The sequence below is a fragment of the Halomonas sp. M1 genome, from assembly GCF_029581375.1.
Taxonomy (GTDB): domain Bacteria; phylum Pseudomonadota; class Gammaproteobacteria; order Pseudomonadales; family Halomonadaceae; genus Vreelandella.
Genome location: NZ_CP121119.1, coordinates 2,064,377 through 2,085,153, shown reverse-complemented (window position 1 = coordinate 2,085,153; position 20,777 = coordinate 2,064,377). Strand labels below are relative to the sequence as shown.

Genomic DNA, 20,777 nt, shown 5'->3' with positions numbered 1-20,777 from the left:
ATAAGTTTTGTTGCGCACTTATGAGCGATTACAGGCAGTGATTAAGTCGTCATAACCTTTTGTTACCCAGGATTTGTGTCACGTTACTTAATCGGCGCTGCCGTTATTTGGGGAGAGCTTTTGGCTCAGTTTGGTGCTTTCCGCTTTAGCCGCTTCTGCTTCTGCATCCGCTTTGGCAATGGCTTCTCGCTCCTTGGCTTCGTCTGAAAGAGACTTCTTGGGCAGTACGATATTGAGTGTGAAGGCCGTGATGGCTGCTACCACAATAGGGGCGCCGCCAATCAGGTCTCTCACTACTTCCGGGAACTGCTCAATAGCGGCGGGAACAGCAGAGATCCCTAGGCTTAGTGCCAGAGAGAGGCCCACGATGGTCATGTTGCGCGCGGACATTTCATCTTTGACCAGTAGCTGAATGCCGGTCATGGTGATCATGCCGAAGACGGTAATCGTTGCACCACCCAGCACAGGGAAGGGAATGGTGGTGATGATAGCGCCAAACTTCGGGCTAAGGCCGGCCACAATCATGAAGATGCCGGTCAATGCCAAGACGTAACGGCTAATCACCTTGGTCATTGCAACAATACCCACGTTTTGGCTAAACGTAGAGGTGGGTAACGCGCCAAAGAAAGCACTTAGGGTGGTGGTTAGACCATTACCCAGTAAGCCGCCGGTGAGCTCTTTAGTTTTAAGCTCGCGGTTCATGCCCGCGACAGACGTTGCTGACAAGTCGCCGATAGTTTGTACAGAGTTAATGATGCAGATGACAACCATGGAAGCGATAGCGGCTGTGTGAAACTCCATCTCGAAAGGCATCACTTTGGGTACCGCGCCCCAGGAAGCGTTCCTAACATTCTCGAAGCTGACCATGCCCATGGAGAGCGAGAGCAAGTAGCCCACCACGATACCCACGATGATGGCAGAAAGCTTAACCACGCCTTTACCGAACTGAGCAGCAATCAATACGGTAAGTAGCGTGACTATCGCTACGAACCAGTTGGAAAGGTCGCCAAAATTGGGGTCGTTCACGTTACCGCTGCCCGCCATGTAGCGGATGGCAATATCGTAAAGCGAAAGGCCGATAACCAACACCACGGTTCCAGCAACAACGGGCGGAAAGAGGTGACGAATGTACTGGATGAAATAACCCACTACGACCATGGTCATGCCGCCAATCAGCTGCGCGCCAAGAATCCCTTCAATACCGTACTGAGCGCCTACGGCGACTAACGTTGGTACGTAGGCAAACCCCACGCCGAAAATTGCTGGCAAGCGGGCACCAAATTTCCACACACCGAACAGGTGAAAAACGGTACATACCCCAGATGCCAGCACGGCAATCTGAATAAGCAGCAATCTTTCGTCTATGCTCGCACCCACTACGCCGGCAACGATAATGGGCGGCGTAATGACACCGGCAATCATCGCCAGAAGGTGCTGGAGCGATAGGGGAAGGGCCTTCAGAAATGGCGGTTTTCCATAGAAATCAAAGAGCGAGGTGTTGCGCTGGGGCGGTTGATTTCGTTGTTCGGAAGAGGATGAGGCTTCATTCATATCTGCTTCTCCTTTGTTTTTGTATTCAATAGCGTTTAGCTATTGTCGTTATTGTTGATCAGTACTGTACACAAAAAATTATTCAATAATAAATATTATTGCAGAATATATTTGTATTTTTTTCTAGTACTGAAATGTCGACAAAAGGATTCCAGCATCGCTGTTTTTGATGCTGGATCACCCCATACATCCCAGAATGACGCGTTTGACACGGGCTACTCATCGAGCAGTAGCGAGAGTCAGGAAGGAAATGGGCGCTGTTGCAGGGATTTGGGTGACTACCAGGCCAAGATTAAAGCTTAAAAGCAAAATGTATACAAAAAATCTTTGAAATGTTGCGAGTAATTATATAAAAATGTTGTCAGTATGTTCTGGGATGCTGAGATTTTTATCCCCGCTACGCTTTTGCCACTGATATGCCGCTTACAGCGGCTTCGTTAGACAGCCTCAGGAGAAACTGATGGGACGCCTTACGACACACGTACTAGATACCGCCCAGGGACAGCCTGGAGAAGGTATCAAAATCGAGGTTTACCGTTTAGGAGGCGGGCTTCGCCAGCTTCTTAAGACCGTTGAGACTAATGATGACGGCCGTTGTGATGCGCCGATACTGGAAGGCAGTGAGCTGGTCACAGGTGAGTATGAGCTGGTGTTTCATGCTGGCGACTATTTAAAGCGTCAGGGAATAGAGCTGCAAGCACCCAGCTTTCTAGACGTTATCCCGCTGCGTTTCGGGGTGAACGACGCGTCGCAGCACTATCATGTGCCGCTACTGCTTTCACCCTATGCTTACTCGACTTACCGCGGCAGCTAAACACCGTTCGTTTAGAAAATCCCCTAACAATGCTTATATAGCCGCCCTAAAACAATCATACGAGGCGAGGAAACCCCGATGCAGGCCTACCTAATTGAATTTGGAAACTTTATGCTGCGCTGGCTACATGTCATCGCTGCAATCGCCTGGATAGGCGAGTCTATCTATTTTGTAATGCTGGATAACGGGCTGAAAAAGCCTAAAGACGAAAATTGCCGGAAAAAAGGTGTGTTTGGTGAAATGTGGGCCGTGCATGGTGGCGGTTTCTACCATAACCAAAAATACGCCACTAGCCCGGAAAAGCTGCCGGATGATCTGCACTGGTCATTCTGGAAGGCTTACACCACTTGGCTCTCCGGTTTTGCTCTGTTCATTATTCTGTATATGGTCAACCCAGGTTTCTATCTGGTGAACCCCAACAGTAGCTGGGAGTGGGCCGCCAATTTGGCTGGCTGGGAGGCCAATATCCTGGCCCTGGCATTCCTGCTGCTGGGTTGGGTTGTTTATAATGAGATGTGTAAGCGCATCAGCCCGAACATGGAACGGGATGGTCTCTTGAGTATCGGCGTGGCGGTCATGATGATCGTGGTTGCCTACTTGAGTACTCAGATGTTCTCAGGCCGCGCAGCTTTTCTGCTCACCGGCGCGGTCATGGCCACCGCGATGTCGGCGAACGTCTTCTTTTGGATCATCCCTGGTCAGCGTCGCATGGTAAAAGCGATGAAGGCTGGCGAAGCACCGAACCCACTTGACGGTAAGCGCGGTAAGCAGCGTTCAGTCCATAACACTTACTTTACCCTGCCCGTGGTGCTGCTGATGATCAGCAACCACTACTCTTTTGCTTATACCCATGAGTACGCTTGGGTGCTGATGACGCTGTTCATCTTTGCGGGTGCGCTGATTCGTCAATACTTCGTCCTGATGCATCAGGGCAAGATACAGCCAGCTTACCCAGTGGTGGGTGTTGCGCTGATCCTGGTGGCGTTTTGGGTGGCGATGCCGTCTCAAACAGCATCTTCTGGCGCTCAGATAGAAGGTGATGCCCCAGATATCACCGAAGTAACCACACTGATTAATCAGCACTGTGTGGCATGCCACTCGCAGTCGCCGACGCAGCCCGGTTTCTCAGCTCCCCCTGCTGGCGTAGTGTATGACGATATGGAGCAAATTCTGCTCCAGAAAGAGAGGATTCAGCAAGTGGTGCAGAGTGGCTACATGCCGCTTGGCAACATGACCAATATGACGGACGAAGAGCGGGCAGTGATTCAAGCCTGGTCGGAGTAACCGTTTAGCGTAACGTGTTGGTTGTAGTGACGCCCACAGCCTGCCATTCGGCAGGCTGTGGGCTTTTTAATGGGCTGTTTTTCGCATTGTACTTCGTGCGATGAAAGTCACCCCTTAATACGTATACAATAGAGAACAAGTGAGGCATATAAGGTGATCTATCGTGGAGCAAAAGTTGAGTTTAAGCAGTTTAGAGAAGGCACGCCCCAAGCGTTTAGGTAAAAACGGGGATGGCGCTGAGCGTCATGAGGTCATTTACCGGGCGATTAGTGACGCTATTATCAAGCAGCAGCTGCATCCAGGCGCTAGGCTTCGAGAGGACGCCCTAACGGAAGTGTTTAATATCAGCCGGACGGGTATACGCAAAATTCTGCAGCGTTTGGCGATGGAACAACTGGTCACGATTACCCCGCGGCGTGGCGCTAGCGTTACCCGGCCTACGGCCGCAGAAGCGCGCGATGTATTTGCTGCTCGCAAGATGGTGGAGTGTGGCTTGATGCCTGAGGCAGCGCTTCATATTACCCCGCAAGATGTTCTTGAATTGCGCGAGATGGCTAAGCGTGAACATAAGGCACTTAAGGCGGGAGAGCAGAGCACGGCAATCCAGTTGTCAGCGGCCTTTCATGAACGCCTGGCGCAGCTTTCGGGTAATGCTACTTTAGCTGCCTTCGTTAGCCAGCTCTGCTCGCGTTCATCATTGATTCTTGCCGTCTATGGGAGTGCGGGACATTTGGGGTGTGAGTCCCATGATCATGATGACCTGATTGATTACTTAGCCGCAGGCGAGGGTGAAAAAGCCAGGGCATTTATGCAACACCACTTAGATGAGATTGAGTCGTCACTCTCTTTTTTAGAGGAGTCCTCGTTTGCGCCTGATTTTCACCAAATATTTGGAATAACGTCTTAAAAATAAGCGCAGCAGCGTTGAAATTTATGTGTAGTTGCGGAGGTTCAGCTAAGCACTTGCGCTAAATATGAGTACAGTTTATCTTGTTGTTGTATACAAAAACTATCGGTAATGCTTTGGTTTCTTACCGGCATGCTGTCTTCAACAAGGGACTTACATCATGTATTCGCCTGATTACCCTCGTGATCTGGTCGGCTACGGCCGAACCCCTCCTCATGCTAACTGGCCCGGCAAGGCGAAAATTGCCGTTCAATTTGTGCTGAATTACGAAGAGGGGGGAGAGAATTCAGTACTGCACGGCGATACCGGCTCCGAGCAGTTCCTTTCTGAAATACTGGGCGCCCCTGCCTTTCCCGACCGTCACCTAAGCATGGAATCAATCTATGAGTATGGTTCGCGCAGTGGCGTGTGGCGTATTTTGCGTGAATTTGAACGGCGCGGCCTGCCGCTGACGGTTTTTGGTGTGGCCATGGCGTTGGAGCGCCACCCCGAGGTTGCCCATGCGTTCAAAGAGCTGGGCCACGAGATCGCCTGCCATGGGTATCGCTGGATTAACTACCAAGAAGTGCCAGAAGCAGTAGAGCGTGAGCACATGCAGCGCGCTATTGAGGTTTTCCAGACGCTTTACGGCGAAAAACCCTTGGGCTGGTATACCGGTCGCGACAGCCCCAATACGCGCCGTTTGGTGCTCGATCAGGGCGGCTTCCTGTATGACAGCGACTATTACGGTGATGACCTACCGTTCTGGACGCGGGAGCAGGATAGTCAGGGTGATACCCACACTCATTTAGTGGTGCCTTATACGTTGGACTCCAACGATATGCGCTTTGCGTCACCCCAGGGCTTTAACACCGCAGATCACTTCTTTAGTTATTTGCGCGATGCCTTCGATGTCCTATACGCCGAAGGTGATGACGCGCCGAAGATGCTCTCGATTGGCTTGCACTGCCGCTTGATAGGCCGCCCCGGGCGCTTCCGCGCGCTACAGCGCTTCCTTGATCATATTGAAGCCCATGACCGTGTCTGGGTGACCCGGCGTGTTGATATTGCGCGTCACTGGGCTGAGCACCACCCCGCCCGCTTTGAAGCCCGTTCTGAAGAGAGCAGGTGAGCCATGAGGGTCAAGGATGAGCAGCAGCGGCTGATTCCCGCGCTAGAGCGGGGGCTGATGATTTTAATGGAGCTAAACCGACATCACCGTGAGATGAGTTTCGCCGAAATCGTCAAGCGTGTCGGTTTTCCCCAGTCGACGACCTACCGAACGGTACAGACGCTTGAGCACATGGGGTTTTTACGCCACCACCCGGTAACGGGATTGTATTCGCTTGGCGTCAATGTGCTTCGGTTGGGCTTTGAGTACGTGGCGTCGCTGGATGTCGTTCAAGTGGGGCAGCCGGTGATAGAGGCGCTGTGCGAAGTCACCGGTTGCTCAAGTCATATCGCGATTCGCGATGGTCGCGACGCTGTCTATGTCGCGCGGGTGGGGGCAACAAACGCTACCGTCCGCCGCGTGAGTGTCGGCACACGTTTACCTCTACACCGCACAGGGTTGGGGCGGATGCTATTGGCCGAACTCTCCTATGAAGAGTTTGAGACGCTTTATCCCTCCGGTGAGTTGTTAGACAACAAGCCAGGCACGCCAGCGAATCGTGATGCGTTGTGGGAGCTAGTGCAAGAAGACCGCCGCCGAGGCTATGTCATCGCCGACTCTTATTTTCATTTTGGTATCTCTTCGATTGTCTATCCGCTCTATAACCAAGACGGGGCGATGGAGGGCGTTGTCAGCATTATGGTGCCGGTGCACGAGATTCCCGAAGATGCCCACGGTCAGCTGCAGGAGCGGGTGGCTGAGGCCGCAGCGAATATTTCAAGCATGCTAGGCCACGGTTAAGCCGACTGAGTGGATGCCATAGCAATATATTAATGACAAAAGGAAAGATAATGACCAAGCGCAACTACTACGCTCCGCAAGGGGGGCATCCGGCACAAACACAATTGCTGTCGGACCGCGCCGTATTTACTGAAGCCTACGCAGTGATACCCAAAGGGGTCATGCGTGACATCGTGACCAGTAACCTACCTTTTTGGGATAAAACGCGCCTGTGGGTGTTGTCACGGCCTCTGTCGGGTTTTGCTGAAACGTTCTCCCAATACATTATGGAAGTCTCCCCCGGTGGCGGCAGTGAGAAGCCAGAGCCTGATCCCGCGGCGGAAGGTGTGCTGTTCATCGTTGAAGGGGAGTTAACGCTTACCTTGAAGGGCGAGAAGCACGTGATGCAGCCCGGTGGTTATGCCTTTTTGCCTCCTGGTACCCGCTGGGAAGCGCATAACACGTCTGACGCACCGGTGCGTTTTCACTGGGTGCGTAAAGCCTACGAGCAGGTTGAAGGCATTGACGTGCCAGCGCCTTTCGTCACCAATGAGAACGATATCGAGCCAACGGCGATGCCGGGCACTGATGAAAAGTGGGTAACCACGCGCTTTGTCGACCCTGCAGACATTCGCCATGACATGCACGTCAATATCGTGACCTTCCAGCCCGGCGCAGTGATTCCCTTCGATGAAACACACGTCATGGAGCATGGGCTTTACGTGCTAGAAGGGAAGGCGGTCTATCACCTGAACCAGAACTGGGTAGAGGTTGAGGCCGGCGACTTTATGTGGCTGCGTGCTTTCTGCCCTCAGGCGTGTTACGCCGGTGGTCCAGGACCGTTCCGCTATTTGCTTTACAAAGACGTTAACCGCCACATGAAATTAGGCGGCGTTGGCCCGCGCTAAGGCGTTAAATAACAGTGCGGTTGATACACACTTAGGAGCCAGCAATGCTGGAATTAAAAGCACAGCCTTTAACACCCGAAGCCTTTGCGCCCTTTGGTGACGTGATTGATACGCGTACGGCGGATTACTTTCCTATCAATGCCGGACGCACGCGGCGTTATCACGACCTAGCGCGCGTAGAAACCTTGGGTGAAGACGCCCGAGCGCTGATCAATATCTTTGTGAGTCAGCCGGTTGAGATACCCCTGGCGCTAGACTTTCTCGAATGCCACCCGCTCGGCAGCCAAGCCTTTATACCGCTGTATGAAGAGCGCTTTATCGTGGTGGTGGCGCCCAAGGGCGAAACGATTGATAGCCAAGATGTTCGCGCGTTTGTGACCGATGGCCATCAAGGCGTTAACTACCACGCCGGTACGTGGCATGCGATCCAGTCGGTGCTAGAGCGTGAGGGGCGTTTCTTGGTGGTGGACCGTGGTGGAGAAGGCAATAACTGCCTTGAATACCCGCTGGAATGTCGTGTGACGTTTGGCTAACTGATTGTATAAAGATACTGACGTTGTAGTTACAGCACCCTCTATTTAGAGGGTGCTGTAACTTCTGTTAAGCGATGATTTATTAAACAATAATGTGTTGAACAATAAGGTTCGCTTATTCAGCTTGAATGGCGTTGACCGCAGCTCGGGCAGCAGCATTGACTGCCACCACGAGCGGAACATCAAATTCGGGCTGCAGCCGGATAGCGGAAGCCGACAGAGGTCCCCCTCCCATTATGACAGCCTGCGCCGCGTCATTTTCGACCGATGCCTTAACAGCTTCGGCTAGTGCGGCATCCAATGTGTCAGGGGATTGAACCAGTTCTGTGGGGTCTCCAGGCGTGACCCTGACACCGCGGTATAAATGCTCGTAGCCCAATGAAGCGGCTTTTTGCCGGAATGATTCGATCAGACTTTTATCTGGCGTGATAGTAACGATGCCAAACGCTCGGCCATTACGAGCGGCTTCATGAAACACTTCCTCGCCAATCCCGAATACTGGGATATTGACCTCAGCACGCAGTTCTTCAAGACCTGGATCGCTAAACGCCGACACAATAATGGCGGCAACGTTCTCGTCCTTGGCGGCTTCGATACCTATGGCCACAACACCTGGAGCAGCATTGATCATGTCCTGAGGTGTCGTGAGAAGCGCTGGGGCCGATAGGTTACTGCGCTCTTCCACCGTCGCTACACCTTTGGTTTCCAGTCGGGCGAGGTCGGCCATTGAGCGCGTGGCTTGAGCATTCGAGTTGGGGTTGATGAGAATGATGGTCTTTGCCGTATTAACAGGGTTCGATGCCGTCATGTCGGTCTCCTGACCGGCTTGAGAGAGGGAGGGTAACAAGAAGAGACTTAATAGGCTGCCGGTGGTGAGCTGGACAAGAGATGATTTTGATGGAAATGGGATCATGGTGGAAACTTCCGCGAAACTATTAGTTTGTTGTTATAGAAAGTGGGAGATGCATTGGCTATCTGTTGCTCTTATCGAGCGCGATACGGTGCCCGGCAGTTGCCGGGCACAGTGGGGCTTACTGACGGAAACGCTGGCAGGGTGCCCAGTGCTTCATCAGCAAGTAGTAGGTGAGGCCTGCAGGGATCAGGCTTGCGTACCAGGAGACGGCTGAGAAGGTGAGCGCGGCAACAATGCCTACCAGGGTGGCGATCAGTGCCGCGTAGTTGAAACCCTGATAGGGACCCGCCTCGTCATATAACTTGCTAAGGTCCAATGTGCGGCGACGAATGATGTAGTAATCCACCACCAGGATGGCGAAGATGGGGCCGAGGAACGCCGAGTAGGTCTGCACAAAGAGTTGAAGGCCAGCGGCGGAGTCAGGTTGTACGAGTTTCCAGGGGAAGGTGGCGAATGCTAGTAGCCCCACCAGTATGGTGGCGGTGCGAAACTTCATTTTGAAGACGTCCATCAACACATAGGTAGGCGGCACCACGTTGTTGAGTACATTGGTAGTGACCTGAGCAAAGGCAATAAATAACAGGGTGGCCATTAACAGTGGCGTGTTGTCCACGGCATTGGTGAAGACCTGAATGGGGTCAGCAGTACCGGTAGCTTCAGAGACCATAAAGCCGATCAACCCCATGAACATGGTGCAGGGCAGGATTGACATAGCATAAATAGTGGCCAGCAGGCCGGGTTTGGTGCCGTGTTTGTGTTCACGGGCGTAGTCGCTGACGTTGAGCATCATGGTGCTGTAAATGCCCAGAAAGAGCATGGTGGCACCCCAGAAGGGTAAGCCCCAAGAGCCTTCCATGGTCAGCAGGTTGGCAGAGAGTTCATCGCCGTAGCGCTGAACGGTGACGTAAAACATATATGCCAATGAGGCGAGGATGAAGCCGCTACCGATATTCTCCAGCCACTTGATGCCTTGGAAGCCCATCACCGATAGACCAATCTGCAGAAACTGAAAGGTGATGAAGTAGAACACTAGGTTGTCGAAGCCGAACAGCGTCGTCGATACCATGTTCAGAGCGCCAGCGCCGATCCAGCTTTGGAAGCCGTACCAGACGATAGCGGGCACTGCGCGCACTAGGCCAGGAATGCGAGTACCCGCGAAGCCGAAGGCGCTTCGTGCCTGAACCATGAACGGGATGCCGTATTTGTAACCGGCGGCACCATTAATGGCTAGAGCGATACCGATCACAAAACAGCCGATGGCGATGGCCAAGGTTGCTTGGATCAGGTTCAATGTGCCAACCACGCTGGAGCCCATGGCGAAGGTGCCGATTGACACGCAGCCGCCGAACCAAGCTAGAAAATAAGAAGGGATGCCCATAATGCGGGTCTGTTGGGGAGCAAGTGACTCCTCCCCGGGCGCCTTAGTGCCGGCATGGGCGCCTGCCTGGCTGGATGGAGGGGAATCCGTACTGGCCGTAGAGGGTGTTAGTTTGGAATGGCTCATTGTGCTTCCTCGCAAGTCATTTCTTGATGTTATCGTTGTCGTTGTCGTTGTCGTTGTCGTTGTTATGCCCTGGGGTTAAAGCGCCAGGGGTTGGGCTTGCGGCATGATCGATGTGTTAGGTTTTTCGTTGTGCTGGCGTATCGCGACAGTACGTTGCTGGGTTTAGCGCCGTGGTTGTAGCTCCGAAAGGTGTGAGAACCGCCCAGTAAAGGCTTTGGGGCGCGGGAAATCCAAGTCGCCGTGCTTGCTGGTGCCTAGCCCCAGCCCTACCAGCGCCTCGGTCAGCTTGATGGCGGCGGTGACGCCTTCTATCACGGGCAGGCCTACTTCCCGTGCAATTTCATCGGTGAGATCGGCCATACCGCCGCAGCCCAGTACAATGGCGCCGATGTCATCCTCATCACGGGCGCGGCGGCACTCATCTATGAGTCGGTTTAGTGCAGCGTCCCCGTCCTTTTCTAAATCCAGCACAGGAATCTCCGCGGCGCGCACTCGGCGGCAGTGATGACGAAAGCCATATTGCTCAAGAAGATGCTCGGCGATGATGCCGGTACGCCCCAACGTAGTAACAATTGAAAACCGTGTGCTGATCAGGCTGGCCATGTGGAAGGCGGCCTCGGCGATGCCGATTACCGGTGCTCGGGTCAGTTCACGGGCTGCCAACAATCCTGGATCACCAAAACAGGCAATAACGTAGGCGTCGACGCCTTGTCGCTCTCCAGCCAGCACTTCTTCTAATACGCCTACAGCGCTAATTGCTTCGTCAAAGTGGCTCTCAATAGAGACGGGTCCGTCGTCGGGCTGGGTAGCTGAGATGCGGGTTCCCGTCGCAGCGATACGGCTTGCAGCCTCGCCAATTTTTGTTGTCATTCCGGCAGTCGTATTAGGGTTGATGACGCGTATATGCATGGCAGTACTCCCCTCTTTTTTGAAAACAATGAATGGTATTTTTGTGAACATTGATAAAATGTCTTGTGAACAAAATAGATTGTTTTTGTATATCTAGCAACCCATTATAAAAACTTCCGATTATGTGGATAAGTGTTTTAAAACAAGTGGTTAGAGATATTTTCGAATTTTTGTGATTTTTTGAACGTACTAGACAATGGTCGCTAGCCTCAAAAGGAGAGTGCTTTGTCAACATGCTTTGTATACAATTTTTGAGCAGAATTGCTTTGCTTGATAGTGGACAAAACTAAGCTCTGCAATATTCAGAAAATCCTAAGTGACACGCGTAACGCAGCAGGATGAACAGCATTAAGTGGCTAAGTTTTTGGTGTATACCGTCAATCTTCATCTATTCCAGCGGTTAAGGCTGTAGCGGAAAGGCGTGTGCCATGAGGCGTTGGCGATGTGTGTCGGTGAGAAGTCAGGCTGGTTTTTTATTTGAATAATTATATGGAAATATTTTCCATAAATTATTGACAGTGATTCGCTGGGCGCATACTTTGGATACAAGAACAAATACTAAAATGAATACAAAAATAGTATTCAATTGTTGAGGAGAAATTGTAATGGCTAAAATGACAGCTGCAGAAGCCGCCATTCACGTCCTGAAAAAAGAAGGCGTAGACGTCGCCTTTGGTGTGCCGGGCGCCGCGATCAATCCCTTTTACGCAGCAATGCGTAAAGTAGGTGGCGTTGACCACGTGCTGGCTCGGCACGTAGAAGGCGCGTCGCACATGGCTGAAGGGTATACCCGCACCATCGCAGGCAATATTGGGGTATGTATCGGTACGTCAGGTCCTGCGGGCACCGACATGATTACCGGTCTCTATTCCGCCAGCGCCGACTCCATCCCTATTTTATGCATCACGGGTCAAGCACCCCGTGCCAAGATGCATAAAGAAGATTTCCAGGCCGTCGACATTCAGGCAATTGCCGGTCCCGTGACCAAATGGGCTGTGACGGTGATGGAACCTGCCCAAGTGCCGCGAGCGTTCCAGAAAGCCTTCCAGCTGATGCGTTCCAGCCGCCCAGGCCCGGTGCTCATTGATCTGCCGATTGACGTTCAGATGAGTGAAATCGAGTTCGATCCGGACACCTACGAATCGCTTCCGGCTTACAAGCCGTCAGCGTCGCGTGCCCAGATTGAAAAAGCGCTGACGATGCTCAACGAAGCCGAAAAACCGCTGTTGGTAGCGGGTGGCGGCATCATCAATGCGGATGCCTCCGAGCAGCTGGTGGAGTTTGCTGAGCTGACTGGCGTGCCGGTTATTCCGACACTGATGGGCTGGGGCACGATTCCTGACGACCACCCGCTGATGGCGGGTATGGTGGGCCTACAGACTTCTCACCGCTATGGCAACGCTACCATGCTTGCCTCAGATTTCGTGATGGGAATCGGCAACCGCTGGGCTAACCGCCACACGGGTAACGTTGAAACATATACAAAAGGCAGAAAATTTGTACATGTTGATATTGAGCCAACCCAGTTAGGACGTATCTTCGGGCCTGATTACGGCATCGTGTCAGACGCTAAGCTGGCGCTTGAGCTGTTCCTGGAAGTCGCTCGCGAAATGAAGGCTGCCGGTAAGCTTAAGAACCGCAGCGCATGGGCTGAAGAGTGCCAGGAGCGTAAGCGTACGCTGCTGCGTAAAACCCACTTCGATAACGTGCCGGTGAAACCCCAGCGTGTTTACGAAGAAATGAACAAAGTGTTTGGTAAAAACGCGCGCTACATCAGCACCATTGGGCTTTCGCAAATTGCCGGTGCTCAGTTCCTGCACGTCTACAAGCCGCGCCATTGGATCAATTGTGGCCAAGCGGGCCCGTTAGGCTGGACAGTGCCTGCCGCGCTGGGTGTCTGCCGCGCAGACCCTACGGCTGAAGTGGTGGGTCTTTCTGGTGATTATGACTTCCAGTTCATGATCGAAGAGCTGGCGGTAGGTGCACAATTTAACTTGCCCTATATCCATGTGCTGGTGAATAACTCCTACCTTGGCTTGATTCGCCAAGCTCAGCGCGGTTTCGACATGGATTACTGCGTTCAGCTGTCGTTTAAGAACATCAACTACACCGATGAAGAAGCGGAACTCGCTGAGTACGGCGTCGACCATGTGTCGGTTGTTGAAGGGCTAGGCTGTAAAGCTCTGCGTGTGTTCAAGCCCGAGGATATTGCCCCCACGCTTGAGAAAGCCCGTGAGCTGATGCGTGAACACCGCGTGCCAGTAGTGGTAGAGATCATCCTTGAGCGTGTGACCAACATCTCAATGGGTACCGATCTTGATGGGGTTAACGAGTTTGAAGAGCTGGCCGAAAACGTTGCCGATGCGCCGAGCTCTATTGCTAGCTTGACCTAAAGGATGCCCTGGCCGCGACGTGCTCAACGCCAGGGTTTATCGCCCCTCCCGTTCGCTAGTCCTGCATAACAAGTAAGGAGACCTGCATGTCCAAGTTTGCTGCAAATCTCAGCATGTTGTTCACCGAAGTGGACTTCCTCGATCGTTTTAAAGCCGCTGCCGACGCTGGCTTCAAGGGTGTCGAATACCTTTTTCCCTATGATTACCCGGCAGCGGACATCAAACAGCGCCTGGACGCTAATGGCCTGAGCCAGGTGCTCTTCAACCTGCCCGCAGGCGACTGGGGTGCCGGGGAGCGGGGTATTGCCTGCCACCCAAACCGCGTTGAGGAGTTTCGCGCCGGTGTAGATAAGGCCATTGAGTACGCGAAGGTGCTGGGTAACACCCAAGTCAACTGTTTGGTGGGTATTAAGCCGGACGGCGTCAGTGACGACGAAGCCCACAAAACGGTGGTTGAGAACCTGCGCTTTGCGGCTGAAAAGCTTAAAGCGGCGGGCATCCTGCTGATCGCAGAGCCGATTAACACCCGCGATATTCCGGGGTTTTTCCTCAATCGCACGGAGCAGGCCCTGGCCCTGTTTGATGAAGTGGGCAGCGACAACCTGAAACTGCAATACGACATCTACCACATGCAAATCATGGAAGGGGATCTAGCCCCCACCATCGAAAAGCATCTAGCGCGTATTGCCCACGTGCAGTTGGCGGATAACCCAGGGCGTCATGAGCCGGGTACCGGCGAAATCAATTATCCCTTCCTTTTTGCGCACCTTGAGCGCCTGGGTTACGACGGCTGGATTGGCTGCGAATACAAGCCCAAAGCGGGAACGACGCAAGGGCTGGGCTGGTTGGATAGCGCACGTTAAGGCCAACCGCATCTATAGGTTCCAAGCGGGCTAACGGCAAACGGGTGAGTACTGCCCCGTGTGTGCTGAACCCACGTTTGGTGAATTAATTGGAAGGAGCAACATCATGAGCAAGATCGGTTTTATTGGTTTAGGCATTATGGGTCGCCCGATGGCTGGCCACCTGCTTGACGCGGGCCACTCCTTGGTGACCGTGAAGCGCGGTACGCTGGATGCAGGCCTTGCGGAAAAAGGCATGCAAGAAGTAGCCAGCCCCAAAGAGGTTGCCCAGGCTGCTGATGTGATTATCACCATGGTGCCAGACACCTCTGACGTTGAAACCGTGCTGTTCGGTGAAGACGGCGTCATTGAAGGTCTCAAGCCGGGCACGTTGGTGATCGACATGAGCTCCATCGCGCCGATGCAGACTCAGGCGTTTGCCAAGCGTATTACCGACGCGGGCGGTGAGTATGTAGATGCCCCGGTATCTGGTGGTGAAGGTGGTGCCATTAATGCTGCGCTCACTATTATGGTCGGCGCGACCGATGAAGGCTTTAAGCGTGCGACACCGCTGCTTGAAGTGGTTGGCAAGACGATTACCCACATTGGCGGTCACGGTGCAGGTCAGACCTGTAAAGTCGCCAACCAGATCGTAGTGGCACTGACCATCGAAGCCGTTGCTGAAGGGCTGCTATTCGCCTCTAAAGCCGGTGCTGATGTGGTTAAAGTGCGTGAATCGCTGCTGGGCGGCCTTGCTCAGTCGAAGATTCTTGATGTCCATGGCGAGCGCATGATCAAGCGTACCTTTGATCCGGGCTTCCGGATTCGCCTGCATCAGAAAGACCTTAACCTCGCACTGGAAGGCGCTCGTAGCCTGAACCTTTCTCTGCCAGGTACCGCCAATGCGCAGCAGCTATTCCAAGCGTGCGCTGCTAACGGCGGCGCGGACTGGGATCACGCGGGCATTCTACGTGCGCTGGAAAAATTGGCAGATCACGAGGTGGGCGAGTAACTCTTAATCGGCGTTAGTGAGTAACGGTGGGTTTTGGTTCATGGCCCACCGCTGTAATTGCATGTGAGACATTGGTTTTTATCCGGTGGCAGTTCCCCCTTTTTGCCATTTCGCTGCCACCGGCTTTTTCCCCTTATTTTTCTTCTTTGCCCTGGCTCTTGCCTGAGGAGTCTGCCGATGAATGCCCCTTTTCGCTTAGCCCCTTTTACCAGTGAAGAAGACTCACGCCAGTGGCTGATGCGTTTAGCCGAAAAGGCGATCGCTGCGGTTCATCCCGACAGCCTGCTACCCGACCAATTACCTGAAAAGCCGACTGGCCGCACCGTTGTTGTGGGTGCTGGTAAGGCCGCCGCAGCGATGGCGCGTGCGTTGGAGCTGGCATGGGCGTCGCAGTCCTCTGGTGAGTCAACTGACTTGGAAGGCTTGGTGGTTACCCGCTATCAGCACGGTGCCGCTTGCCAACACATTGAAGTACTGGAAGCGTCTCACCCCATGCCCGATGCACTGGGTGAGCAGGCCGCAAAACGTATGTTGGAAGCGGTCAAAGACCTGGGTGAAAATGACCTGGTCATTGCGTTAATTTCCGGTGGTGGTTCTGCGCTTATGTCGCTGCCTGCTGAGGGGATTAGCCTGAAAGATAAGCAAGCCCTTAACAAAACGCTGCTGCGCTGCGGTGCGACGATTCGTGAAATTAATACGGTGCGTCGTCATCTATCCGCGATTAAAGGCGGCCGTTTAGCGGCCTGTGCACACCCCGCCCGCGTAGTGACGTACCTTATTTCGGATGTGCCGGGCGATGAAGCGTCGTTAATTGCCTCTGGCCCTACGCTGCCTGATAACTCCACGCCACGTGATGCGCTAACAATTCTTGAGCGCCACCAGATCGACGTGCCCGCTAACGTGCGCGAGCACCTGCTGGCCGACCACAACGCGCCACAACCCAATAGCCCTGAGTTTGCCCGCGACCAACACATCATCCTCGCCCGCGCCTATGATGCGCTTGATGCTGCCCGGCGCAGCGCGGAAGTGGGCGCCGGAGAAGACGGCATAGATGTTCGTGTATTGGGCGATGATTTAGAGGGCGAGGCGCGTGATTTAGGCACCGCTCAAGCGCGCATGGCGTTCAAGCTGCAAGATGAAATTACCCGCCCCTTGTTGGTGCTCTCCGGTGGCGAGACCAGCGTTACCGTAAAAGGCGACGGGCGTGGTGGGCGTAACGTCGAGTATCTACTGGGGCTGTTCGATAGCCTCAAAGGCGCAGAGGGCATTTACGCTCTGGCCATCGACACCGATGGCATTGACGGGTCGGAGGATAACGCCGGTGCGTTAATCGGCCCTGAGTGCTGGAAACGCGCCGAGTCTTTACAGCTGTCAGCGCGGGACTACCTGGCTCGCAATGATGCCTACAGCTTTTTCGATGCGCTTGACGACCTGATCGTGACTGGGCCAACCCGCACGAACGTCAATGATTTTCGAGCCATTCTTATTCTCCCGAGGCAGCCATGAAACCTACCGCGTATACCCCCATTCGCCGCACAAAAATTGTGGCTACGTTAGGCCCCGCTAGCGACCGTCAAGGCGTATTGGAAGCGATGTTGCGGGCAGGCGTGGATGTTGTTCGGCTCAATTTCTCCCATGGGTCGGCGGATGACCACCGTCGTCGCCTAAGTGAAGTACGTGAGATTGCCCAGCGCTTAGGCAAAAGCGTCGCTGCGCTTGCCGATTTGCAAGGCCCCAAAATTCGTATCGCGCGCTTCAAAGATGGTGCCGTGATACTTGAAGAAGGACAAACCTTCGTACTCGACATGCTATTGGATGGCGAGGCAGGGGATGCCACCCGGGTTGGCTGTGACTATAAGACGCTGGCGGATGATGTCAGTGTCGGTGATCGCCTGCTGCTAGACGATGGCCGTCTGGTGCTCGAGGTTAGCGCCATTCGGGGTAAAGAAGTCCACACCCGCGTGATTGTCGGCGGCAAGCTTTCCAACAATAAAGGCATTAACAAGCAGGGCGGCGGGTTATCGGCAGCTGCCCTCACCGACAAGGATAAAGAAGATCTCAAGACCGCCATTGAGATTGGCGTGGACTATTTAGCAGTCTCTTTTCCACGCAGTGCCGCAGATATGCAGGAAGCGCGTGAACTGCTGGGCGAGGCAGGCAAGGAAATTGGCCTGATCGCCAAGGTCGAGCGTGCTGAAGCGGTGGCTGATGATGCCACTTTAGACGGCATTATCAGCGCGTCTGAAGCTGTGATGGTGGCGCGGGGCGACCTAGGGGTAGAGATTGGCGATGCACAGCTGATTGGCGTACAAAAACGCTTAATCAAGCGCGCACGCAGCCTTAACCGTGCCGTGATTACCGCTACCCAGATGATGGAGACCATGATCAGCTCACCGCTGCCCACTCGGGCAGAGGTGTTTGATGTGGCGAATGCGGTGCTGGACGGCACCGACGCGGTGATGCTCTCGGCTGAAACGGCCGCGGGTGATTTCCCTGTCGAAACCATTGAAGCCATGAACCGAGTATGTTTGGGAGCCGAGCGCGAGCGTAGTGCCCAAGAGTCAGGTCACCGCATTCACCAGGGGTTCTCAAAAATCGACGAAACCGTGGCGCTCTCTGCCATGTATGCCGCCAATCATCTGGAAGGCGTGGCTGCCATTGCCTGTATGACGTCGAGTGGTTTCACGGCACTGATTGCCTCGCGCATCCACTCTGGGCTGCCCATCGTAGGCCTGGCGCATAGCGAGATTGCCCAGCGGCGTATGGCGCTATACCGTGGCGTTGTCTCGTTAGCATTTGATACCAGCGAGATGAAGGCGGAAGAGCTTAACGACCGGGCGCTGGAGGTACTGGTGGCCCACGGAATCGCGGCGCCGGATGACCACGTTATTCTTACGCGTGGTGACCACATGAATGCCCATGGCGGCACAAATACCCTGAAGATTTTGGATGTAAAAGCTAAGCACCAGCGCGGCTAAGAAACGCGTTTTTAGGAAGCTAAAACAGTGTGCTGGTATAGTGGCCGAGGTAACAATGCGAACGTTGAATGAGGATCACCTGGAGATAGGCAACATGAGCCTCGGCTGGCACAAACAACCTTTGAACACTTCCAAACGAGGTGGGTATAACGATCAAACGATCGTTGAGCATATCCGTAACGCGGTACTGATGCAGCGCCTGCCGCCGAATACTAAATTGCCAGAAATCACCCTGGGCGAAGTGTTCGGCGTCAGCCGCTCGGTCGTGCGCAAGGCGCTCACACGGCTGGCGGCAGAGCACGTTATCAATCAACGCCCTAATCAAGTGGCGCGTGTGCGTGCGCCCACTGTTGAAGAGACGCGGGAGACGTTTTCAGCGCGTCGGTTAATTGAGGGTGAGATAGTGGCCCTGCTGGCTGGGAAGCTTGGCACCGACACTTTGGCGACACTGAACGCGCAAGTGGAGGATGAACAGCAGGCCTATGCCAGACAAGACGAGCCAGCGCGCATTGAACATTCGCTAACCATTCACCATCTGCTGGCTGAGCACGCTTCCAATCGCATTCTCGGCACTATGCTCACCGACCTGATTTTACGCACGTCTATTGTGATCGCTTTATACAAGCGGCCAACGTTGGCTTCGTGCTACTTAGAAGGCGACCATGCAACGCTAATGGTGCATTTGGCTAAGGGTGATGCTGAAGGGGCCAGGCAGTGCGTGCATGACCACTTGCACAGTTTAGAAGCCCTGTTGGACCTCTCCCCACGAGGAGCAGAGACCGACTTAAAGGCTATTTTGGGTGGCAAATTAGTGCAGGCTTAACCCCTACCTTGTCGCCACTTTTTAGCGACCTATGATTAACGACTCTCCAGGTTTGACGTTAGGCTTATTGACGCCATGCGTTAATAACGCACTGTATTTAATGAAATAACAACAAGTAAGGCACGTAATGCTCAACATTGTTAACGTATCAGCACTGGAAGTATTGGATTCTCGCGGCAACCCCACTGTCATGGCGCAAGTCAGCTTGGAAAACGGCATCGTCGGCGAGGCCTTTGCGCCTAGCGGCGCGTCGACCGGTTCAGGTGAGGCTTTGGAGTTGCGCGACGGCGACAAGGCACGCTACCTGGGAAAGGGGGTGCTCAAAGCCGTCGAGGCGATTAACGGCCCGATTCGTGACTGCCTGCTAGGCGCAGATGCAGGCGATCAGCGCAGCCTTGATAACGCCATGGTGGCGCTGGATGGTACGACGAATAAAGCGAAGCTGGGCGCTAACGCGATCCTGGCGGTCTCACTGGCCGCGGCTAAAGCGGCCGCGCAAGCGAAGCAAATGCCGCTGTATGCGCATATCGCTGAGCTCTATGGTCAGCCCGGGCAGTTCCTGATGCCTGTGCCGATGATGAATATCTTGAATGGCGGCGAACATGCCGACAACAATGTGGATATTCAGGAGTTCATGGTGCAGCCAGTAGGTGCGACAAGTTTCCGTGAAGGGCTGCGTATGGGGGCGGAAATCTTCCATACTTTGAAGCACGTGCTTTCTACTCGCGGTTTCTCCACTTCGGTGGGCGACGAAGGTGGCTTTGCCCCTAATCTTGCATCCAACGCCGAGGCCCTGGCAGTCATCAAGCAAGCGGTAGAAGACGCTGGCTACACCCTGGGGCGCGATGTGACCCTGGCGCTGGACTGCGCTTCTAGCGAATTCTACAAAGATGGCCAGTACGTGTTGGCTGGGGAAGGAGCGTCGTACGATGCCGCTGGTTTCATCGACTATCTTGCTCGCCTATGCGATGACTACCCCATCGTTTCGATTGAGGATGGGATGCACGAGTCTGACTGGCCGGCTTGGAAAGCACTGACGGATAAGCTGGGCGATCGTGTTCAATTAGTCGGCGATGATCTGTTCGTGACGAACACCAAGCTGCTTAAACACGGTATTGATGAGCAAATTGGCAATTCGATCTTGATCAAGTTCAACCAGATCGGCTCGCTGAGTGAAACACTGGATGCTATTCGCATGGCGCAGGAGGCTGGTTTTACCGCCGTGATTTCACACCGCTCCGGGGAAACCGAAGACACCACTATTGCTGACCTGGCCGTAGGCACCTGTGCCGGGCAAATTAAAACCGGCTCGCTTTGCCGTTCCGACCGAGTGGCTAAGTACAACCGCTTGCTGGTGATTGAAGCTGAGCTTGAAGGGCAGGTTACGTACCCTGGTATAAAAGCGATCAAACGCCAGTAACGTAACGTTGAGTTGTTTAAACCCTTACGTTTGAATACTAATGTTAAAACACTAACGGCGCCTATAGGCGCCGTTAGTGTTTTTGTGCGTTATGAACGCTGTTACAGCATCTGTTA

Annotated in this window: 18 protein-coding genes; 14 read left to right on the top strand and 4 right to left on the bottom strand. The window is 53.8% G+C overall.

The genetic code is table 11. The features are described from left to right. Positions 1-87: 87 nt before the first annotated feature. Positions 88-1,551 (bottom strand): nucleobase:cation symporter-2 family protein, encoded by a 1,464-nt coding sequence (locus P8S54_RS09465; protein WP_281441538.1) that lies wholly within the window; start codon positions 1,549-1,551, stop codon positions 88-90. A gap of 460 nt (positions 1,552-2,011) precedes the next feature. Here P8S54_RS09465 and uraH point away from each other — a divergent pair, with 460 nt between their 5' ends. From uraH to P8S54_RS09430, 7 genes are all read left to right on the top strand, one after another. Continuing rightward, positions 2,012-2,365: a hydroxyisourate hydrolase gene (gene uraH, locus P8S54_RS09460; RefSeq protein ID WP_281441537.1), complete on the top strand. Its 354-nt coding sequence runs from the start codon at positions 2,012-2,014 to the stop codon at positions 2,363-2,365. Between the two features lie 78 nt (positions 2,366-2,443). Next, positions 2,444-3,649 carry a urate hydroxylase PuuD gene (locus P8S54_RS09455; protein ID WP_281441536.1) on the top strand — a complete coding sequence of 402 codons (1,206 nt, stop codon included), beginning with the start codon at positions 2,444-2,446 and terminating at the stop codon, positions 3,647-3,649. Positions 3,650-3,824: 175 nt separating this feature from the next. Beyond that, entirely contained in the window at positions 3,825-4,556 is a 732-nt protein-coding gene (locus P8S54_RS09450; RefSeq protein ID WP_281444086.1) for a GntR family transcriptional regulator, read from the top strand. Positions 4,557-4,716: 160 nt separating this feature from the next. Continuing rightward, positions 4,717-5,667, top strand: coding sequence for an allantoinase PuuE (gene puuE / locus P8S54_RS09445; RefSeq protein ID WP_281441535.1), 951 nt, complete (start codon positions 4,717-4,719; stop codon positions 5,665-5,667). Positions 5,668-5,670: 3 nt separating this feature from the next. Next, entirely contained in the window at positions 5,671-6,447 is a 777-nt protein-coding gene (locus P8S54_RS09440) for an IclR family transcriptional regulator (RefSeq protein WP_281441534.1), read from the top strand. 50 nt (positions 6,448-6,497) lie between these two features. Further along, complete coding sequence (locus P8S54_RS09435; RefSeq protein ID WP_281441533.1) at positions 6,498-7,334, top strand: bifunctional allantoicase/(S)-ureidoglycine aminohydrolase; 837 nt, start codon at positions 6,498-6,500, stop codon at positions 7,332-7,334. A 44-nt stretch (positions 7,335-7,378) separates the two neighbouring features. Next, complete coding sequence (locus tag P8S54_RS09430; RefSeq protein ID WP_281441532.1) at positions 7,379-7,867, top strand: ureidoglycolate lyase; 489 nt, start codon at positions 7,379-7,381, stop codon at positions 7,865-7,867. A gap of 115 nt (positions 7,868-7,982) precedes the next feature. Here the strand turns inward: P8S54_RS09430 and P8S54_RS09425 are convergent, their stop codons facing one another. The 3 genes from P8S54_RS09425 to P8S54_RS09415 form a co-directional block, all read right to left on the bottom strand. Further along, positions 7,983-8,780: an aspartate/glutamate racemase family protein gene (locus P8S54_RS09425; protein WP_281441531.1), complete on the bottom strand. Its 798-nt coding sequence runs from the start codon at positions 8,778-8,780 to the stop codon at positions 7,983-7,985. A 118-nt stretch (positions 8,781-8,898) separates the two neighbouring features. Continuing rightward, positions 8,899-10,284, bottom strand: a complete 1,386-nt coding sequence (locus tag P8S54_RS09420) for an NCS1 family transporter (RefSeq protein WP_281441530.1) — start codon at positions 10,282-10,284, stop codon at positions 8,899-8,901. 162 nt (positions 10,285-10,446) lie between these two features. Then, positions 10,447-11,193, bottom strand: coding sequence for an aspartate/glutamate racemase family protein (locus P8S54_RS09415; protein WP_281441529.1), 747 nt, complete (start codon positions 11,191-11,193; stop codon positions 10,447-10,449). A gap of 605 nt (positions 11,194-11,798) precedes the next feature. Between P8S54_RS09415 and gcl the strand changes: the two genes are divergently transcribed. The 7 genes from gcl (at position 11,799) to eno (ending at position 20,661) form a co-directional block, all read left to right on the top strand. Continuing rightward, positions 11,799-13,586 carry a glyoxylate carboligase gene (gcl, locus tag P8S54_RS09410; RefSeq protein WP_281441528.1) on the top strand — a complete coding sequence of 596 codons (1,788 nt, stop codon included), beginning with the start codon at positions 11,799-11,801 and terminating at the stop codon, positions 13,584-13,586. A gap of 86 nt (positions 13,587-13,672) precedes the next feature. Then, a complete protein-coding gene (hyi, locus tag P8S54_RS09405; protein ID WP_281441527.1) occupies positions 13,673-14,449 on the top strand; it encodes a hydroxypyruvate isomerase in 777 nt (258 codons plus the stop codon). Positions 14,450-14,555: 106 nt separating this feature from the next. Continuing rightward, positions 14,556-15,440, top strand: a complete 885-nt coding sequence (locus P8S54_RS09400) for a 2-hydroxy-3-oxopropionate reductase (protein WP_281441526.1) — start codon at positions 14,556-14,558, stop codon at positions 15,438-15,440. A gap of 177 nt (positions 15,441-15,617) precedes the next feature. After that, positions 15,618-16,946, top strand: coding sequence for a glycerate kinase (locus P8S54_RS09395; protein ID WP_281441525.1), 1,329 nt, complete (start codon positions 15,618-15,620; stop codon positions 16,944-16,946). Continuing rightward, positions 16,943-18,418, top strand: coding sequence for a pyruvate kinase (pyk, locus tag P8S54_RS09390; RefSeq protein ID WP_009100539.1), 1,476 nt, complete (start codon positions 16,943-16,945; stop codon positions 18,416-18,418). Before P8S54_RS09395 ends, pyk begins: the two co-directional genes overlap by 4 nt. 55 nt (positions 18,419-18,473) lie before the next feature. Then, positions 18,474-19,241: a GntR family transcriptional regulator gene (locus tag P8S54_RS09385; RefSeq protein ID WP_328287041.1), complete on the top strand. Its 768-nt coding sequence runs from the start codon at positions 18,474-18,476 to the stop codon at positions 19,239-19,241. Positions 19,242-19,368: 127 nt separating this feature from the next. Beyond that, on the top strand, positions 19,369-20,661 hold the full coding sequence (gene eno / locus P8S54_RS09380) for a phosphopyruvate hydratase (protein WP_009100533.1): 1,293 nt from the start codon (positions 19,369-19,371) through the stop codon (positions 20,659-20,661). Positions 20,662-20,777: the final 116 nt, after the last annotated feature.

What these genes read in the sequence shown, in the direction of transcription:
- P8S54_RS09465 (WP_281441538.1), bottom strand. Translation starts at nt 1,551, where the DNA reads ATGAATGAAGCCTCATCCTCTTCCGAACAACGAAATCAACCGCCCCAG.
- uraH (WP_281441537.1), top strand. Translation starts at nt 2,012, where the DNA reads ATGGGACGCCTTACGACACACGTACTAGATACCGCCCAGGGACAGCCT.
- P8S54_RS09455 (WP_281441536.1), top strand. Translation starts at nt 2,444, where the DNA reads ATGCAGGCCTACCTAATTGAATTTGGAAACTTTATGCTGCGCTGGCTA.
- puuE (WP_281441535.1), top strand. Translation starts at nt 4,717, where the DNA reads ATGTATTCGCCTGATTACCCTCGTGATCTGGTCGGCTACGGCCGAACC.
- P8S54_RS09440 (WP_281441534.1), top strand. Translation starts at nt 5,671, where the DNA reads ATGAGGGTCAAGGATGAGCAGCAGCGGCTGATTCCCGCGCTAGAGCGG.
- P8S54_RS09435 (WP_281441533.1), top strand. Translation starts at nt 6,498, where the DNA reads ATGACCAAGCGCAACTACTACGCTCCGCAAGGGGGGCATCCGGCACAA.
- P8S54_RS09430 (WP_281441532.1), top strand. Translation starts at nt 7,379, where the DNA reads ATGCTGGAATTAAAAGCACAGCCTTTAACACCCGAAGCCTTTGCGCCC.
- P8S54_RS09425 (WP_281441531.1), bottom strand. Translation starts at nt 8,780, where the DNA reads ATGATCCCATTTCCATCAAAATCATCTCTTGTCCAGCTCACCACCGGC.
- P8S54_RS09420 (WP_281441530.1), bottom strand. Translation starts at nt 10,284, where the DNA reads ATGAGCCATTCCAAACTAACACCCTCTACGGCCAGTACGGATTCCCCT.
- P8S54_RS09415 (WP_281441529.1), bottom strand. Translation starts at nt 11,193, where the DNA reads ATGCATATACGCGTCATCAACCCTAATACGACTGCCGGAATGACAACA.
- gcl (WP_281441528.1), top strand. Translation starts at nt 11,799, where the DNA reads ATGGCTAAAATGACAGCTGCAGAAGCCGCCATTCACGTCCTGAAAAAA.
- hyi (WP_281441527.1), top strand. Translation starts at nt 13,673, where the DNA reads ATGTCCAAGTTTGCTGCAAATCTCAGCATGTTGTTCACCGAAGTGGAC.
- P8S54_RS09400 (WP_281441526.1), top strand. Translation starts at nt 14,556, where the DNA reads ATGAGCAAGATCGGTTTTATTGGTTTAGGCATTATGGGTCGCCCGATG.
- P8S54_RS09395 (WP_281441525.1), top strand. Translation starts at nt 15,618, where the DNA reads ATGAATGCCCCTTTTCGCTTAGCCCCTTTTACCAGTGAAGAAGACTCA.
- pyk (WP_009100539.1), top strand. Translation starts at nt 16,943, where the DNA reads ATGAAACCTACCGCGTATACCCCCATTCGCCGCACAAAAATTGTGGCT.
- P8S54_RS09385 (WP_328287041.1), top strand. Translation starts at nt 18,474, where the DNA reads ATGCGAACGTTGAATGAGGATCACCTGGAGATAGGCAACATGAGCCTC.
- eno (WP_009100533.1), top strand. Translation starts at nt 19,369, where the DNA reads ATGCTCAACATTGTTAACGTATCAGCACTGGAAGTATTGGATTCTCGC.